This is a genomic window from Micromonospora sp. NPDC049171 (assembly GCF_040648275.1).
Lineage (GTDB): Bacteria > Actinomycetota > Actinomycetes > Mycobacteriales > Micromonosporaceae > Micromonospora.
Map to the genome: position 1 here is coordinate 67,159 of NZ_JBEZDJ010000009.1, position 16,230 is coordinate 83,388.

At 70.0% G+C, this 16,230-nt stretch carries 11 protein-coding genes, 2 tRNA genes and 2 pseudogenes; 5 read left to right on the forward strand and 10 right to left on the reverse strand.

What is annotated here, in order from left to right; genetic code table 11:
* Positions 1-60 precede the first annotated feature (60 nt).
* From AB0B14_RS13700 to AB0B14_RS13715, 4 genes are all read left to right on the forward strand, one after another.
* Positions 61-133 (forward strand) — tRNA-Asn (locus AB0B14_RS13700).
* A 245-nt stretch (positions 134-378) separates the two neighbouring features.
* Complete coding sequence (locus AB0B14_RS13705) at positions 379-2,496, forward strand: MMPL family transporter (RefSeq protein WP_357522602.1); 2,118 nt, start codon at positions 379-381, stop codon at positions 2,494-2,496.
* Positions 2,486-3,724, forward strand: a complete 1,239-nt coding sequence (locus tag AB0B14_RS13710) for an FAD-dependent oxidoreductase (protein WP_357522603.1) — start codon at positions 2,486-2,488, stop codon at positions 3,722-3,724. Before AB0B14_RS13705 ends, AB0B14_RS13710 begins: the two co-directional genes overlap by 11 nt.
* A gap of 122 nt (positions 3,725-3,846) precedes the next feature.
* Positions 3,847-3,920, forward strand: a tRNA-Ile gene (locus AB0B14_RS13715).
* A 643-nt stretch (positions 3,921-4,563) separates the two neighbouring features.
* On the opposite strand, the gene AB0B14_RS13720 is transcribed toward AB0B14_RS13715, so the two are convergent.
* Positions 4,564-5,493 carry a LysR substrate-binding domain-containing protein gene (locus AB0B14_RS13720; protein WP_357522604.1) on the reverse strand — a complete coding sequence of 310 codons (930 nt, stop codon included), beginning with the start codon at positions 5,491-5,493 and terminating at the stop codon, positions 4,564-4,566.
* Positions 5,494-5,565: 72 nt separating this feature from the next.
* On the opposite strand from AB0B14_RS13720, the gene AB0B14_RS13725 reads away from it, so the two are divergent.
* Positions 5,566-6,489, forward strand: a complete 924-nt coding sequence (locus AB0B14_RS13725) for an EamA family transporter (protein WP_357070922.1) — start codon at positions 5,566-5,568, stop codon at positions 6,487-6,489.
* Positions 6,490-6,504: 15 nt separating this feature from the next.
* On the opposite strand, the pseudogene AB0B14_RS13730 reads toward AB0B14_RS13725, so the two are convergent.
* The 9 genes and pseudogenes from AB0B14_RS13730 to AB0B14_RS13770 form a co-directional block, all read right to left on the reverse strand.
* A pseudogene (locus AB0B14_RS13730) lies at positions 6,505-7,370 on the reverse strand (IS5 family transposase).
* 61 nt (positions 7,371-7,431) lie between these two features.
* A complete protein-coding gene (locus AB0B14_RS13735) occupies positions 7,432-7,833 on the reverse strand; it encodes a DUF6461 domain-containing protein (RefSeq protein WP_357522605.1) in 402 nt (133 codons plus the stop codon).
* A gap of 504 nt (positions 7,834-8,337) precedes the next feature.
* Complete coding sequence (locus AB0B14_RS13740; protein ID WP_357522606.1) at positions 8,338-9,420, reverse strand: cellulose binding domain-containing protein; 1,083 nt, start codon at positions 9,418-9,420, stop codon at positions 8,338-8,340.
* A gap of 350 nt (positions 9,421-9,770) precedes the next feature.
* Entirely contained in the window at positions 9,771-10,979 is a 1,209-nt protein-coding gene (locus tag AB0B14_RS13745; protein ID WP_357070913.1) for an RNA polymerase sigma factor, read from the reverse strand.
* Positions 10,973-11,320, reverse strand: a complete 348-nt coding sequence (locus AB0B14_RS13750; protein WP_357522694.1) for a YciI family protein — start codon at positions 11,318-11,320, stop codon at positions 10,973-10,975. Before AB0B14_RS13750 ends, AB0B14_RS13745 begins: the two co-directional genes overlap by 7 nt.
* 153 nt (positions 11,321-11,473) lie before the next feature.
* A pseudogene (locus AB0B14_RS13755) lies at positions 11,474-11,716 on the reverse strand (macro domain-containing protein); the annotation flags it as partial.
* A gap of 255 nt (positions 11,717-11,971) precedes the next feature.
* On the reverse strand, positions 11,972-12,616 hold the full coding sequence (locus tag AB0B14_RS13760; RefSeq protein WP_357070907.1) for a response regulator transcription factor: 645 nt from the start codon (positions 12,614-12,616) through the stop codon (positions 11,972-11,974).
* A gap of 47 nt (positions 12,617-12,663) precedes the next feature.
* Positions 12,664-14,004, reverse strand: a complete 1,341-nt coding sequence (locus AB0B14_RS13765) for a histidine kinase (RefSeq protein WP_357070904.1) — start codon at positions 14,002-14,004, stop codon at positions 12,664-12,666.
* 74 nt (positions 14,005-14,078) lie between these two features.
* The gene (locus tag AB0B14_RS13770) at positions 14,079-16,151 is read right to left on the reverse strand and encodes a serine hydrolase domain-containing protein (RefSeq protein ID WP_357522607.1); all 2,073 of its coding nucleotides are present in this window, start codon (positions 16,149-16,151) and stop codon (positions 14,079-14,081) included.
* Positions 16,152-16,230: the final 79 nt, after the last annotated feature.

Here is a 16,230-nt window from a genome sequence, read left to right on the forward strand (position 1 = left end):
GTCCTGTATTCTTTTCCCGTCGCACGGCACCAGCATGATCCGGGGCCGGGCGGTGCACGATCCCCTGTAGCTCAATTGGCAGAGCAGCCGGCTGTTAACCGGCAGGTTATTGGTTCGAGTCCAATCGGGGGAGCTTCTCCACCCAACGCCCGTCGGCCCCCGGCCGACGGGCGTTCTCGTACCCCCTCCCGCCCCCCGCCCCGGTCGATCATGGAGTTGTGGTGCCGGGTTGAGTGGTGATTGAGCCTTTCGTCCACCACCACAACTCCTTGATCGACGCCGTTGGGATTCCGGTTTCGGTCCTTCCGACCTGCTGGGCCGGCAGGATGGTCGGCGTTGACGCAAACTCCACCGCGTCGATCCATGGGGGGAGTGCGGATGTCGGGACGGGGCGGCCGGGCCACGCTGATCGCGGTGGCGGTCGTGCTGGCCTGGCTGGTGATCGGCGGCGTGGCCGGCCCGTACGCCGGGCGCCTCAGCGAGGTCGCCACCAACGACAACGCGGCGTTCCTGCCCACCAACGCCGAGGCGACCCGCGCCCAGGACCTCACCGACGACTTCGTCGACCGGCAGACCATCCCGGCGCTTGTCGTCTACGAGCGGCCGGCCGGGATCACCGACGCGGACCGGCAGCGGGTCAGCGCCGACGCCGCCCGGTTCGCCCAGGTGCCCGGCGTGCTCACCCCGCTGCCGCCGCCCATCCCGAGCGAGGACGGCCAGGCCCTCCAGGTCGTCGTGCCGGTGGACGACGCCGAGGGGGAGGAGATCGAAGCGGTAGTCGAACGGCTCCGCGACATCACCGGCGGTGACCGGGACGGGCTCACCGTGGACGTCTCCGGACCCGCCGGCCTGCTCGCCGACCTGATCAAGGTGTTCTCCGCCATCGACGGGCCACTGCTGCTTGTCACCCTGGTGGTGGTGCTCGTCATCCTGCTGGTGGTCTACCGCAGCCCGGTGCTCTGGATCTTCCCGCTGCTCGCCGCCGGCATGTCGTACGCCCTGGCCTCGGTCTTCGTTTACCTGCTCGCCGACGCGGACGTGGTCAAGCTCAACGGGCAGGCGCAGGGCATCCTCACCGTGCTCGTCTTCGGGGCGGGCACCGACTACGCGCTGCTGCTGATCGCCCGCTACCGGGAGGAGCTGCACCGCCACGACCGACCGTGGGACGCCATGCGGACGGCCTGGAGGGGCGCCGCGCCCGCCATCATCGCCTCCGGCGGCACTGTCATCGTCAGCCTGCTCTGCCTGCTGCTGTCCAGCCTCAACTCCAACCGGGCGCTCGGCCCGGTCGCCGCCATCGGCATCGCCGCCACCCTGCTGGTGATGCTGACCTTCCTGCCCGCCCTGCTGTTGCTGGGCGGCCGGTGGGCGTTCTGGCCGCGACGGCCTCGAGCCGACCAGGCCGACCCGCGCGCCGAGCACGGCATCTGGAGCCGCGTCGCCGGGTTCGTGGCCCGGCACGCCCGACCGATCTGGCTGAGCACCGCCGTCGTGCTGGCCGCCCTCACGCTGGGCCTCACCCAGCTCGGTGCCACCACGCTCGGGCAGTCCGACCTGTTCACCCAGCGCACCGACTCGGTGGATGGCCAGGAGGTGATCGCCCGACACTTCCCCGCCGGCACGGGCAGCCCGGCCACCATCTTCACCACCCAACAGACGGCCCAACAGGTCGCCCAGGTGGCGCAGGGCGTGCCCGGCGTCGCCGCCGTCCGCCCTTTCACCGCCGGCCCGCAGACCGGCCCACCCGAGGAGAACGCCCCACCCAAGGTCGTCGACGGGCGGGTGCAACTGGAGGCGACCCTGGCCGACCCGCCCGACAGCGACGGCGCCGAGCGGACCATCCGGGAGCTGCGTGTCGCCGTACACCGGGTGGCTGGCGCGGACGCGGTGGTCGGCGGCTTCACCGCGATCAACGTGGACACCTCCGACGCCGCGAAGCGCGACCAGAACGTCATCATCCCGGTGGTGCTGGTGGTCATCGCGGTCATCCTGGCCCTGCTGTTGCGCGCGCTGCTCGCCCCTTTGCTGCTGATCGGCACCGTGCTGCTCAGCTTCGCGGCGACCCTCGGCCTCTGCGCGCTGCTGTTCCGCCACGTGTTCGACTTTCCCGGGGTGGACTCGTCGTTTCCGCTGTTCGCGTTCGTCTTCCTGGTCGCCCTCGGCATCGACTACAACATCTTCCTGACCAGCCGGGTGCGGGAGGAGTCGGTCAAGCGCGGCACCCGCGCCGGTGTGCTCGCCGGCCTCGCCGTCACCGGCGGAGTGATCACCTCTGCCGGCATCGTGCTCGCCGCGACCTTCTCCGCCCTCGCCGTGCTGCCACTGGTGTTGCTCGTCGAGCTGGGTACGGCGGTCGCGATCGGGGTACTGATCGACACGATCATCGTCCGGTCGTTGCTGGTGCCCGCGCTCGCGTACGACATCGGGCCGAAGATCTGGTGGCCGGGCCGGTTGTCCCGGGCGAACGGTGAGCGGGAGGCGCGCGATGCTGGCTGAGACGGACGTGGTCATCGTCGGCGGCGGCCTGGCCGGCCTCGCCGCCGCCCGCCGGCTGCACCGCGCCGGCGTGCCCTGGCGGCTGCTGGAGGCCAGCGGCCGGCTCGGCGGCCGGGTCGCCACCGACGTCGTCGACGGCTACCTCATCGACCGTGGCTTCCAGGTGCTCAACACCGCCTACCCGCAGCTCGGCACGTTGCTCGACACCGACCGGCTGCACCTCGGGTACTTCACCTCCGGCGTGCTGGTGCGCCGAGGCGACGACCTGCTGCGGCTGGTCAACCCGCTGCGCGAGCCGACCGGCGCCCCCGGCACCGCGCTCGCCGGAGTCGGCTCCCTGCTCGACCGGCTCCGCTTCGCCGCGCTCGCGACCGGCTGCGCCACCCTGCCGGTGTCCCGGCTGCTCGCCGCGCCGGAGACCAGCGCCGAGACGGCACTGCGCCGGGCGGGCCTCTCCGACGCCATCATCGAGGAGTTGCTGCGGCCATTTTTGTCCGGTGTGTTCATCGACCGGGAGTTGGCCACGTCCAGCCACGTACTCGCGATGGTGTTGCGCTCCTTCGCCCGCGGCCGGATCGGCCTGCCCGCCGAGGGCATGGCCGCGCTGCCCCGGGCCATCGCCGACCCGCTGCCCGCCGACCTGCTCGACCTGGACACCCCCGTCGCGGAGGTCGCGCCCGGCCGGGTCCGCACCCAGGCCGGCGACATCCACTGCCGGGCCGTCGTGGTCGCCGTCGACCCACCCGCGGCGCCCGCGCTGCTGCCGGCCCTGGCGACGGTACGCATGCACAGCTACACCACCTACTACCACAGCGCTCCCGAGCCGCCGCTCACCGAGCCGATCCTGCTCGTCGACGGCGACCGGCGCGAGATCGTGGCGAACACGGTGGTGCTCAGCAACGCCACGGCGACCTACGCCCCCGCCGGCCGGCACCTGGTGGCCACCTCGGTGGTCGGCCCGACCGCCCCACCCGAGCCGACCATCCGGGCCGAGTTGACCCGGCTGTACGGCCGATCCACCGCCGACTGGACCCACCTCACCACCGTGGCCGTGCCCCAGGCGCTGCCCGCCGCACCGCCACCGCAGGGACGGCTACGCAAGCCCGTGTCGTTGGGAGAGGGCCTGTTCGTGGCCGGTGACCACCGGGACAGCCCATCGATCCAGGGCGCCCTCGCCAGCGGATGGCGAGCCGCCGGCGCGGTGCTGGACGAGCTGCGCGCCGGCTGACAGTCGTACCCGAGCACGCTGTTATATTCCTGTAGCCCATCGTGCTGGTGCAGGCGTGGGCACCGGCCGGCACGGTGCTGGCTGCTGATCGCCGAGCGGGATAAGATCCGGCGCGGCGTTTCGGGGCGGTAGCTCAGCCGGTTAGAGCAGGGGACTCATAATCCCTCGGTCGCGGGTTCGAGTCCCGCCCGCCCCACCCATAGCTCCTGAGCTGGGCCAGACGTGAGAGCGGATGTGGCGGTACACGAACCCCCTTTGCGAACGCGCCGTGACCTGGTGGATCGTGGGCGTCTGGTGGGTGCGGCCGTCGTCGTGCGTGACGGCCGAGCGCCCCGAGGGCCGCGGTGATCGGCCGGATCAGGTACGCCCTCGGTGGGCCCTGCTCGTGTGAGCGGTGCCGGAGGTGGCGCTGCCTGGCGGTCCGCCGACGCTGGTGGACGGCTGCGTTGATGGGCTGCCGATCACCTGGCTGAGCTGACAGCGCGCCTTGTCTGCGGCAGATCCGTACACGTGATCATGAGCTGGGGCCGACTCGACGGCTCAACCGCCGGTGACCAAATGGCGGGAGATGAAGTCACGCCAGAGACCGCCCGTGCCTGATGGCTGCCCGTATTGTCGAGGACCTGTACAAGTCGATGACCAGGATGTTTCCTCGCTGACGATCAGCCTAGGCACTGCGGTCGGCGACATTGACGATGTGAAGAGTTCGCTTCCCGTGTTGCTTGAACTTCCTGGTCATCGCCACCGACCTCGGGCTTGACGTGCGCGCGGACTGACGGCAACGTCCGTTGCCCCGATCATGGCCGAATGCTCGTCGATCGGGGGTCAAAGCACGTACATCAGGCGATGATCGGCGCAAGCTGTCCACTGGGGACGCCGGTCGGGCCGCTCAGCTCCGCCAGGAGGGCGTCCACCGCGGGCCGTTGCGGCGTGCCACCGAGGGCGCGGGTGACTGCGAAGATGCGCCGCTCGGTGACCGGCTCGACCAGTGGCTCCACGTGCACCCCGGCTGGCACGTGGCGCAGTGCCAACTCCGGCACCAGCGCGGCGCCCAGCCCGGCCGCGACGAGGTCCAGCGTGAGCGCGAAGTCGACGGCACGGTGCCTGATGTCCGGCTCGAAGCCGGCGAGCCGGCAAGCGTGCAATGTGGACCGTAGACACGGCGTGTGCTCGGCGCTGGCGATCCATGGCACGTCGCTCAGCTCGCTCAGCCGGCCGGTGCGACGGCGCCACGCGACCGGGGTGATCAGGTGCATCGGGTCGGTGGTGACCGGATGCCGGTCCAGGTCATTGACCAGCGGCGCGGGCACGTGGTCGTACTCCTGCAGCACCACTACATCGAGGGTGCCGGAGCGTAGGTCGAGGCGGCTCTGCTGGTCTTCGGCCTCGATCACCCGCACGTCTAGTTTTGGGTGCTTCGCCCGCAGGCGTGCGGCGGAGGGGGCCACCAGCGCGCCGGCTGCGGACGCGAACGCGCCGACCCGCACCGTACCGCTGACGCCGTGGCGGAGCGCGGCGAGCCCGGCCACCGCCTGCTCCACCGCGCCCAGCACGTCCTTCGCGTGGCTGGCCAGCACCTGGCCGGCAGGGGTGAGGACGATCCCGCGCCCGGCCCGCTCGACCAGTTCGTGCCCGGCCTCTCGGGACAGCTGAACGAGCTGCTGGGAGACCGCCGACGGAGTGACGTGCAGCGCCGCGGCGGCGGCGGTGACGCTGCCGCGCAGCGCAACCTCGTGCAGCACGCGGAGCCGGCGTACGTCAAGATTCATGTAGCCACGCTACATCAGCGATGAAGAACGTTGAACTGGTCCTTAAGCGTTGCCTCGGGCAGCGTAGCCGGTATGAAAGCATCACACCGACTTCTCGCCCTGCTCGTCGCCGCTATCTGGGGCGTCAACTTCGTCGCCATCGAGCTGGGCCTGCGCGACCTGCCGCCGCTCGTGCTGACCGCGCTGCGCTTCGTCGCGGCGGCGGTGCCGCTGGTCTTCCTGGTGCCGCGCCCCAGCGCCCGGCTCCGCTACGTGATCGCCTACGGGCTGGTGCTCGGCGTCCTGAAGTTCGGCGCACTGTTCACGGCGCTCGCAGCCGGCATGTCCGCCGGTCTGGCCTCGCTGGTGCTGCAGGCGCAGGCGCTCATGTCGGTGCTGCTGGCTGCGGCAGTGCTCGGCGAGCGGCCGGCGCGGGCGCAGGTGGCCGGCGTACTGGTCGGATCGGTCGGGATCGGGGTGCTGGCAATCGGCAGCGGCGGCCACGCTACGGTGATCGGCTTCGCGCTGACGCTGTTCGCGGCGGCCAGCTGGGCCACGGCAAACCTAGTCATGCGGGCCAGCGGCGAGACGCGACCGCTCTCGCTGCTGGTCTGGTCGAGCCTGGTACCGCCGTTACCGCTGCTCGGCCTGGCCGGCGTGGTCGACGGCGGACAGGCGGTGCTCGATGCGATCACCGGCCTGTCGGGGCGCGGACTGCTAGCCGTGGCGTACATCGCGTACGTGTCGACCCTCGTCGGCTTCGGCATCTGGAACCGGCTGATCGCCCAGTACTCGATCGCGAGAGTGGCGCCGTTCAGCCTCCTGGTGCCTGTCTTCGGGCTCAGCGCGGCGTGGCTGCTGCTGGATGAGCCCGTCGGCGTGACGGAGCTGGCCGCGGCCGCCATCGTCATCGCCGGGCTGGCGCTGGTAGTGCGGCGCTCCACAGCGGACGCCAACAACGCCACGGATGCGAGCGAGGGTCGCGAGCCCGAGTACGCCCCGGCCGCGACTGCCTAGGGTCTGTCCTGTCGATCATGGAAGCCAGATGACGGCAGCGATCAGGATGAGGCTCGCGCGGTAAGGGGATGCGCGTTTGGCGTAGCGGGTGGCCAGGTCACGCCACTGTTTGAGCCGGTTGAAGCAGCGTTCTACGACGTTGCGCTTCTTGTAGATCGCCTTGTCGAAGGCTGGTGGTCGTCCGCCGGTGCTGCCTTTGGCTGCCCGGCGGGCGGACCTGGTCGCTGCGTTCGGGGATGACGTGCCGGATTCCTCGCTGCCGCAGGGCTCGACGCGTCGAGTCAAGCGCGTAGCCCTTGTCGGCGATGAGCACCTCGGGGCGCTTGCGGGGTCGTCCGGGTCCGGGCTCGTTGACGCGGATCGCGTCGAGCAACGTCAGGAGCTGGGGATTGTCGCCGGCCTGACCGGGGGTGAGCAGGAGCGACAACGGTCGGCCGCGTCCGTCGACCGCGAGGTGGATCTTCGTGCTCAGCCCTCCACGGGATCGGCCGATGGCCTCGCCATCTCGCGCACCAGGCGTCGCCGGACTTGTTGCGGAGCCCCTTTTTTGCGGGCGCCGGCATGCTGGTGCGTCCGCACGATCGACGAGTCGATACTGATCGTCCACTGCACCGGTGTGCCGTCGTCATGGACCTGCACCGCGGCCAGGATCCGATCCCACGTGCCGTCAGCGGTCCACCGCCGCAGGCGCTCATGGCAGGTCTTCCACGGCCCGAAGCGTTCCGGCAGGTCACGCCACGGCGCGCCCGTACACAGCTTCCACAGAATCCCATTGATGACCTGCCGATGATCCCGCCACCGCCCCTCGAACCGCCCGACTCGGGAAGCAGCGGCGCGATCACCACCCACGCCTCATCGGTCAACTCACCACGACGTACCACCGGCACATCGTCAACGATCAACCCCCACTCACAGGTCGGCAGGACACGTCCTAGTCCGCGGCTACGACACCTCAGCACGCTGGTCGCGATCAAGACGGATACCGGTACGGCGCTCGACCGCAGCGAGCATTCCTGCCACCCACAGACTGGGAGTACGCATGGCGCCGTAGCGATCAGCAAGCTCGGCGTCGAGCGCGTCGGGTCTGACGCCTCCGCGTGTCCAGCCAGCTTCCATCGCGGTGATGAGCTCGCCCTGCGTGGCAAAGCTGAACCGTGTCACCGCGTTGACGTTCCACCAGGCACTGCGAACCTCCGCGTCGACGCTGAACGCTCGCAGCACCTCCGGGCGGGCTCCCTGGAAGCCGTTGTCTTCGAAAATGGTGACAGCAGGGCCTACCTGATCGAGATGCAGGACCCATCCGTCGTTCGGGCCGATCTCGTAGGCTTCGGACAGGTCAAGCACTTCGAGATCGTCGGGGTCGCCACCAAGGCGGGACGCGACGTCCTCGAGGCCGACTGTTCTCGGGGGACGCCCGCTCCCGGATCCGGCCGGGGTTGGTACGGGTCTCCGACCGGTCATGCCGCAGTCGAGCATCGCGGCCCGATCGAGGTCGGCGCCTGCGGAGTCCAGGTCGGTGAGCCTCGCGTAGCGCCGATCCGGGTGTGGAAGTCCGACGTGCCGGCTGTCGTGGATCCGTCCCAGGAGGGTCAGTGCGGCTTGGACATCCACGGCCCACACGGCCAAGCTCGGTACGTCCACGGCGTCGGCGGCGGGCTGATGTGGCAGCGGTGGCGGCCACGGCGAGTACGCCAGGACGTAGGAGTCATGCGCCCGTTGTGGCCGGCGCGTCAATCGCAGGCCCGGCATTCGCCTCCCCTGAGTGCGCCGATACCTGACGATCATCGCCGGTGCCGGCGCGCGCGTGGCGGCGAGGTGCATGGTGATCGACTTGTCGTTGTGGCCCGGTCAGCGGGACGGCGGCGGGTAGAGGGTGTTTATGCGTACCGTCCACGGCTGGTATGGGCCGGGGCACGGGGTGGGGTCGTGGTTGCACGCCGTGTCGGTCTGCGTGTAAAGGTCGAACGAGGCGCCCCCGACCGCCCGGAACAGCACCCTGAGCGGCTGCCCGGTGGGGTAACCACCGGTGGTCCACACGAGGGTCAACGCAGGGTTCACGGACGTGAACGGCCGGTAGTTCGCGGGTAGCGACACGCCGAGTGTCTGCCCGACGACCAGATTGACCGTGGTCCGGTTCGCGGCCTGGGTTAGGTTGACGTCTCCGGCCGGCGACGCGGGGACGACGTTGACGTGAACCGTCCACTGCAGGACCGGTCTCGCACACGGTGGCGTCGTGTGGAAGCACGGGTCGTCGCTCACCGTGGACAGGTCGAGCGAACCGGTACCGACCGCCCGGAACAGCGCGGTCAGCGGCTGACCGGTGGGGTATCCGCCGCTGCTCGACACGAGGGTCAACGCCGGGCTGGTGGACGTCAACGGTAGGTAGCTCGACGGCAGGGACACGCCGAGCGTCTGCCCGAGGACCAGGGTCACTGCGGTGCGGGTGTCGGCCTCGGTGACCCTGACGTCCTCAGGCCCCGGCGGCGAGCTGGAGACTGGCGGCGAGGAGGGCGGTGACACGGCATTGTTACTGCAGCTCAACGCCGGTGCCGAGCTCGAGCCGGCCAGCTGCATCCCGAACGTCGTGGAGGCACCCGGAGCCAGCCTGCCGTTCCATGCGAGGTTGACCGCGGTCACCGTCTGGCCCGACGTGCTGACCGTGGCGTTCCACGCGTTGACGACCCGTTGGCCGTCCGCCAGCGTCCACGTCACCGACCAGGTCGTCGCGGGCGTCGTCGCGGTGTTGGTGACCGTGACGACGACGACCGCGCCGCTCGTCGGACCATTGCCCCAATGCGAGTCGGTACGCGCCGTCGCCCGGCATCCACCTGCCACGGTGTCCGCCGAGGCGCTACCGGGCACCACAGAGATCATGGCGAGGGCGGTCAGCGCGCCCACTCCCGCTACCAGCCAGGATGCCGCAAGGGCCACCCGTTTTGATAACGCCATGTCGACGCCCCCCCTGCAATTGATACCTGCCTATGCTTGCCCGTCACGGTATACGCGCGGGCGGGCGCACAGGGCGTCCACTATGACCGAATGTTCAGCAGTCGCACCAAGGCCCGATCGTTCAGGGCCCACCACGTCGAAGCGGAGGCCGGAAGCGAGCTCGGTCCGGCGCGGGATCCTGGGCACGGCCGGCCAGGAGGCACGGGGTGTTCGGTGACAAGAGTGTGCATCCGACGCCGCACCGGCACAGGTGCGGCGATGTCGCCGGTCACTCGGGAGGGCCGTAGGGCTGGCCGGCAACTGGCGCTAGGTGCCAGGACCCTGGTCAGGACTCAATCCGGTGCTGCCGGGTCGCTACCGGGACCTGTTCCGTTGGCAAGTTCCGTTAGCCGGCGTTCGAGGAAGCGCCGTTCGGCTCCGTCCTCGGTGAGTTCCCTCGCACGTCGATAGGCGTCGCGCGCCTCATCGGTGCGCCCGTGCCGTCGCAGCAGCTCGGCCCTAGTTGAGTGCAGGTAGCGGAAGTCCTCCAGACCGAGTTCGTCGACGATACGCAGACCGGCCTGTGGTCCTTCGGTCTCGGCGACGGCGATGGCGCGGTTCAGCTCGACGACCGGCGAGGCGGTCAGGCGGGTGAGCTCGCCGTACAGGGCGGCGATCTGCGCCCAGTCGCACGGCGTCTCGGCGTGCAGCGAGGCGATCGCGGCCTGGAGGACGTAGGGCCCGCGACCGCCCAAAGCGATCGCCTGGTTGAGTCCGGCACGTCCCTGGGCGATCTGCGTGGTGTTCCACCGTGACGGATCTTGATCTTCGAGCAGCACCAATTCGCCGTCGTTGAACCTCGTCTCGCGGCGAGAGTCGTGCAAGAGCATCATCGCCAGGAGCCCGCGAACCTCGGGGTCGTCGGGAAGCAGTTCGGTCAGTGCACGTCCCAGCCAGATCGCCTCGGCCGCGAGCTCGTCGCGACCGCCGTAACCCTCATTGAAGATCAGATACACGACGGCGAGTACGGCGTCGAGACGCTCGCGGAGCAGGTGATCCGGCGGGACCCGGAACGGGATCCCCGCCGCCTTGATCTTACGTTTGGCCCGCACCAAACGCTGCGCCATGGTGCGCTCCGGGACGAGCAGGGCGCGGGCGATCTCGTCGGTGGTCAAGCCCCCGAGGGTACGCAGCGTAAGCGCGACCTGCGCCTCGATGCCGAGCGCCGGGTGACAGCAGGTGAAGATGAGTTCCAGGCGTTCGTCGGGAAAGGTGGTGGTGTCCACGGGCATCTCGACCTCCTGGGCAGCGACGAGCAGGCCGAGCCTGGCGGCGAAGGCACGGTCACGGCGGATGCGGTCGGTAGCGCGGTTACGCGCCGTGCGGACCAGCCAGGCGCGCGGGTTGGTTGGCACGCCGTCGCGTGGCCAATGATCGGCGGCGATGACGAACGCCTCCTGCGCGGCGTCCTCGGCGAGGTCGAAGTCGCCGAGGACGCCGATGAGGGTGGCCAGGACGCGCCCCCACTCGTCGCGGAAGATCTCGTCGAGTGCCGTTACCAATACACTTCCGAGGGCCGGATCTCGACGGCTCCGCCATAGCGTGCCGCCGGGACGCGGGCGGCCACCTCGATGGCCGCGTCGATGTCGTCGGCCTCAAGGATGAACAGGCCACCCACGGCCTCCTTCATCCCGACGAACGGGCCATCGGTCGTCAGGATCTTGCCTCCTTCGACCCGCACGGTGGTCGCGTTCTCGGCGAGTCCCAGCGGCGGCACGGTGGTAACACCCGGTGCCTGGTTGATCCCCTGGTAGTCGGCGTAGACCTGCTTCTGCTCCACCTCGGTAAGCGCGGACTGCCGTTCGAGCGCCGGGCCTTGGTAGATGAGCATGACGTACTTCATCGCTACCTCCTCGTCGGTACGAGATTCGCAGTAAGACGAACGGCGAGCCGCGAAATCGACACCTCGACGTCGAAACTCGATCCGGCCCCGATCAGAGCAAGGCCGTTCGGTCGTGGCAGTTGCGGAGGTGTCAGTCGCTGCCGCTTGCGGGCGTTCCCGGGTGTCCTCGTCGAATGCGACGAGTCGTACCCGTTGAACCGCTGTTGGTATGGCCTTGAGCGTTGCCACGGCGATCCGGGCGGCCTGGTCGGGAGGGAAGCCACACACGCCGGTGGCGATCGCGGGGAAGGCGACGGTCCGGGCGCCGAGTCCGTCGGCGAGTTGCGGGCTGCGTCGGTAGCGGGAGGCCAGGACGTCGGCTTCGCCGTGGTCACCGCCTTCCCAGATCGGCCCGACCGGCTGGAGGCGGCGATGACTTGCTCGGGGTCGGGGTCCGGGAGGTTGGTGATGTGGACCTTGATCCCGGCCAGCGCCCGGTCCTTGGCCTCCAGCGCACGGCTGACATCCTTCGCCGCGCCGGTCCGGCGTACGTACCGGTTGCGTTTGGCCGGGGTCTTGCCGGCGACCGCGCGGGTTGCCCGGGAGTTGCGCGACGCGATCTACAAGTTCTACCTGCACGCCGGCGTCACCCTCCCCGTCCTCGACCGACTGTCAGCTCGGGGCCAACCCGTTCTGGTACGCCCACACCACGGTCTGCACCCGGTCCCGTACGCCGATCTTGGTCATCGCCCGCCCGAGGTGTGACTTGACCGTGCTGGTCTCGATGAAGAGCTCGTCGGCGATTTCGTTGTTGGACAGCCCTTTGGCGAGCAATCGTACGATCTCGGCTTCGCGCGGGGTGAGCTGGTGCGCCGCCGCGGACGCGGGCGGTGCTGCCGGTCGCCGACGGGCGAACTCCGAGATCACCCGGCGGGTCACGACCTGGTCGACGAGACCGTACCCGTTCGCCAGCCGACGGATCGCGTCGATCAGGTCCTCCGGCTCGCAGTCCTTGAGGATGAAGCCACTGGCCCCGGATTCGAGTGCGCCGAAGACGTACTCGTCGAGGTCGAACGTGGTCACCACCAGGATGGCTGGCGGCGACTCGGGCGAGCCGGCGAGGATCTCGCGGGTCGCGGTGAGCCCGTCGCCGCCGGGCATCCGGACATCCATGCAGATGACGTCGGGGCGCAGCCGGGCCGCCACCGCCACCGCTGACGATCCGCTGGACGCCTCCGCCACCACCTCGATGTCGTCCGCCTGCGCCAGGAGCACCCGGAAACCGGCCCGCACCACCGCCTGGTCGTCGACCAGCATCACTCGGATCGTCCCAGCGCCAGTCTCGGCCCCATTCCCAGCACCGGTCACGACGGGTCCCCTCCCTTTGATGTCAGCGTCGCTGTGACGGACCAGCCGCCTTCGGTCGTCGGCCCGGCCGCGAAACGTGCGCCGATCAACTGCGCCCGTTCCCGCATGCCGATCAGCCCGACTCCGCTGCTGGTGCGCGCCGCAGGTTCGGGACGCCGCGCTGGCGGATCGTTCACCACCGCCAGCGACACCTCTCGCGGCAGGTAGCGCAGCGTGATCAGCACCGGGGCGCCCGGCGCGTGCTGCCGCGCATTGGACAGCGACTCCTGCACCATCCGATAGAGAGCGACGTCGGCGATCGGCGGCACCGGACGTGGCGGCCCTTCACCCACGAACTCGACCGGTGTGCCCAGGTCCCGAGCGGTCCGGACCAGGTCGTCGAGCACGGCCAAGCCTGGCACCGGAGCGCTTCCTTCGCCATGGTGGCCAGGTGTGTCGCCGCCGCCGCTGCTGTCGGCCGGGGTGCCGCGCAGCACCCCGACCACCAGCCGCAGGTTGTTCAGGGTTTCCTTGCCCTGGGACCGGATCCAGGCCACGCCGGCCTTCGCCGCGTCCGGGTCCCGGTCGATCAGCCGGTGGACCGCCGCCGCCTGCACCACCATGCCGGACAGGTGGTGGGCGGCGACATCGTGCAGTTCCCGAGCCATCTGGGTGCGTTCCGCGCCGAGCGCGGCCTGCACCTTCGCCTGCTGGGCCCGGACCGCCTCGGCGGCCTGCAGGCGTAGCAGCTGCGTGTAGCGTCGGCGGGTCGCCACGTAGTTGCCGACGAGGACCGCAGCGAGATTGGACAGTGCGCTCGACCCGGCAGGGCCGACAGCCGACAGCAGAAGGTCCGGCGTCGTGACGGCGGCGGTGCCGAACGCCGCTGTCGCCTCGATCGCCACCGCCGCGCCGACCAGCACGAACGCCGTCCGGGCCGGCAGCAGAACCCCGATGGTGTACGCGACGATAAACGGTGCGAATGCCCGGATCGTCGCGTCTGGTGGGGACAGGGTGATCATGGCGACCTGAAGGCCGACGATGCCGGCGAGGCAGAGCAGCGGGCGGACCCGGCGCAGGCAGAGCAGCAGCGCCTGCCCGACCCCGAGGGCGACGAGCAGCCAGGCCCGCACCGGGTCTACCACGATTTCGCCCGGTGACGTCGCGCCCCGGAACAGAGCCGCCATCAATGTGAACGTCAGCCCGGCGACGACGGCCGCGAGCAGACAGTCCCGGGCGAACCGCCCGGTCACCCCGAGGTTGGCGAGCAGTACGTCCACCCGCTTCGTCAGCCGGGGCTGGTCCGCCGGACCAATTGGCTCGGCGGTGACCGGGCCGTCCTCGATGTGATCGTTCACCGTGTCAGCATCCTCTGCTAGCAGATCGAGACGGATCGGGGAGGGGTGGGTCGGGAAGGGATCGGTCGAAACCGTCAGTAGGAGATGTTCGGCGAGAGCAGCATGAACTCGACGGCGAACCATCCCGTACCGGCGAGGGCCAGCAGGACCAGCGCGCTGCCGGCGGTCCGCGACCAGCCGACCCGCCGGCGGACGTCGTCCACCAGCCGGACCGCTGCGGGGATCACCCCGAGCAGGCCGATCAGCTGGGCCACCTGCACGCTCCGCATCGAGACGGTGGAGAGATCCTCCAGGCCCATGATGAGCATCAGGCTTCCCACCCAGCCGCCGACCGCGAGCAGGGCGCAGCCGACTGCGACGCGGCTGAGGATGCGCGCGGTGCGTCCAGCTCGATCACGCGGTGCCCGCCGCCGCAGCCGGCGACCGATCGCCCCGATCGGCCAGGCCAGGACGGTGAGCAGGAGGATGACCACCGAGCCGACGATCACCGGGATGGCCAGATAGGTGCTGCGTGCGGTATCGACGGGCACCAGGGCGAACGCGGAGTCGAAAACGATCGCGTCGACCCGGCCGTCGACGGCTCGCATCGCGATCGTCTCCTGGCCGCCCACCTCGCGCCAGACCCAGGGTTCGATCTCTTCGTAGACGGCGGCGGTATCGGACATCGGACGCGGTTCGAGCAGCAGCCGGCCGTCATCGCGGACGCTCACCGTGGTACGCCCGGACAGGCCGATCACGGTCAGGAAGTTGCTCTCGATCGCGCGGGAGCTCTCGTAGGTGCCGGCGGCCATCGCGGCCCGCTCGGCCGTGCCCGAGGCGTCGGTGGTCGGAGCGGCCAGTTCGGTCGCCGACACGTTGTTCGCCGCCGCGCCGGGCACCGCCGGGAAGTAACGGTCGGCGAAGGCTTTCGTCAGCTCCTGTCGCAGCTTGTGGTTGGCCAGCCCCGACGTACCGGTGCTGTTGAGCGAGATGAACAGGCCGGCGCCCTCGTCCGGGTAGATCTGTAGGTGGGTGTGGAAGTAGAGGGTGTCGCCGCCGTGGCCGATGATCCGGTGGCCGTTGCGGCTCTCGTCGAAGAACCCGAGGGTCATCCGGGGTGCACCGGCGAGGGTGCCGAGCGTGGTGGCGTCGAGCGCTGGCTGGTGCATCAGGTCGAGCGTCGGCTTGTCCAGGATCGGGGTGTCGCCGACGGGTTCGCCCAGGTGGGCGAGCATGAAGCGGGCCATGTCCGGGGCCGAGGCGCTCATCGACCCGGCGGGCGGGGTGCCGATGATCTCGAAGTACCCGGCGGGGGACGACGCGTTGTCGTATCCGTTCGAAACGCGGCCTGCCAGGTCGGCGGGGAGCGGCTGGGCGAATGAGGACGATGTCATGCCGAGGCGGTCGAAGACGTTACGGTCGACGTACTCCTCGAACGGGATGCCACTGACCCGTTCGACGATGTATCCGGCGAGCGAGTTGCCGTAGTTGGAGTAGGCCGGCACGGTGCCCGGCCGGTAGATCTGCTCCGGCGGGTCGGTGACCAGAGCGTCGCGTAGGACGGCCTCGGTGCCTTCCTTGCCGATGAGGCCGGCGATCCGTTCCTCGAACCCGGCGGTGTGGGTCAGCAGGTGCCGCAGGGTGATCGGCTCGTCGAAGTTGCGGGGGATGGTGAAGTCGAGGTAGCCGGCGATGTCGGCGTCGAGGTTGACCTTGCCGTCCTGGACGAGTTGCATCGCGGCGGTGGCGGTGGCGAGCTTCGACACCGACCCGATCCGGAACAGGTGCCGCTCGGGGTCGACCGGCACCGGCTCGGTGCCCTCGCCACCGGTGTCGACGTGGCCGTACCCCCGGGTGGTGACGGTCCCACCGTCGTTGACGACGGCGACCGTTGCCCCGGCGATGTCATTGGCTTCCAGCGCGGCCGGGAGCATCTCGTCGAGCCAGGCGTTCACGTCGCTGGCGTTCAGCACGCCCGGTTCGACGGCTGCCGCCGGGGTGTCGCTCGTCGGGGCCGGCTCCTGCGCGGCACCGGCACCGCAGCCGACGACGCCCGCCCCGACGACGACCGCGGTTGCCAGGGCGGCACCGAGACGCCGCAGGCGGAAAGCCGGCCGGGACAGGTAGGACCGGGAAGGAGTCTGCTCTGGTGCATCGCTCTGGTTCATACCCGAGAGCCTGCTGCAGCAGCACCGCCGCGCCATCTGGCGCAGGACCACACTCGACTTACGACTTAAGTAGGAGGCT

What these genes read in the sequence shown, in the direction of transcription:
- AB0B14_RS13705 (WP_357522602.1), top strand. Translation starts at nt 379, where the DNA reads ATGTCGGGACGGGGCGGCCGGGCCACGCTGATCGCGGTGGCGGTCGTG.
- AB0B14_RS13720 (WP_357522604.1), bottom strand. Translation starts at nt 5,493, where the DNA reads ATGAATCTTGACGTACGCCGGCTCCGCGTGCTGCACGAGGTTGCGCTG.
- AB0B14_RS13760 (WP_357070907.1), bottom strand. Translation starts at nt 12,616, where the DNA reads ATGCTGGTCGACGACCAGGCGGTGGTGCGGGCCGGTTTCCGGGTGCTC.
- AB0B14_RS13725 (WP_357070922.1), top strand. Translation starts at nt 5,566, where the DNA reads ATGAAAGCATCACACCGACTTCTCGCCCTGCTCGTCGCCGCTATCTGG.
- AB0B14_RS13750 (WP_357522694.1), bottom strand. Translation starts at nt 11,320, where the DNA reads ATGAAGTACGTCATGCTCATCTACCAAGGCCCGGCGCTCGAACGGCAG.
- AB0B14_RS13710 (WP_357522603.1), top strand. Translation starts at nt 2,486, where the DNA reads ATGCTGGCTGAGACGGACGTGGTCATCGTCGGCGGCGGCCTGGCCGGC.
- AB0B14_RS13770 (WP_357522607.1), bottom strand. Translation starts at nt 16,151, where the DNA reads ATGAACCAGAGCGATGCACCAGAGCAGACTCCTTCCCGGTCCTACCTG.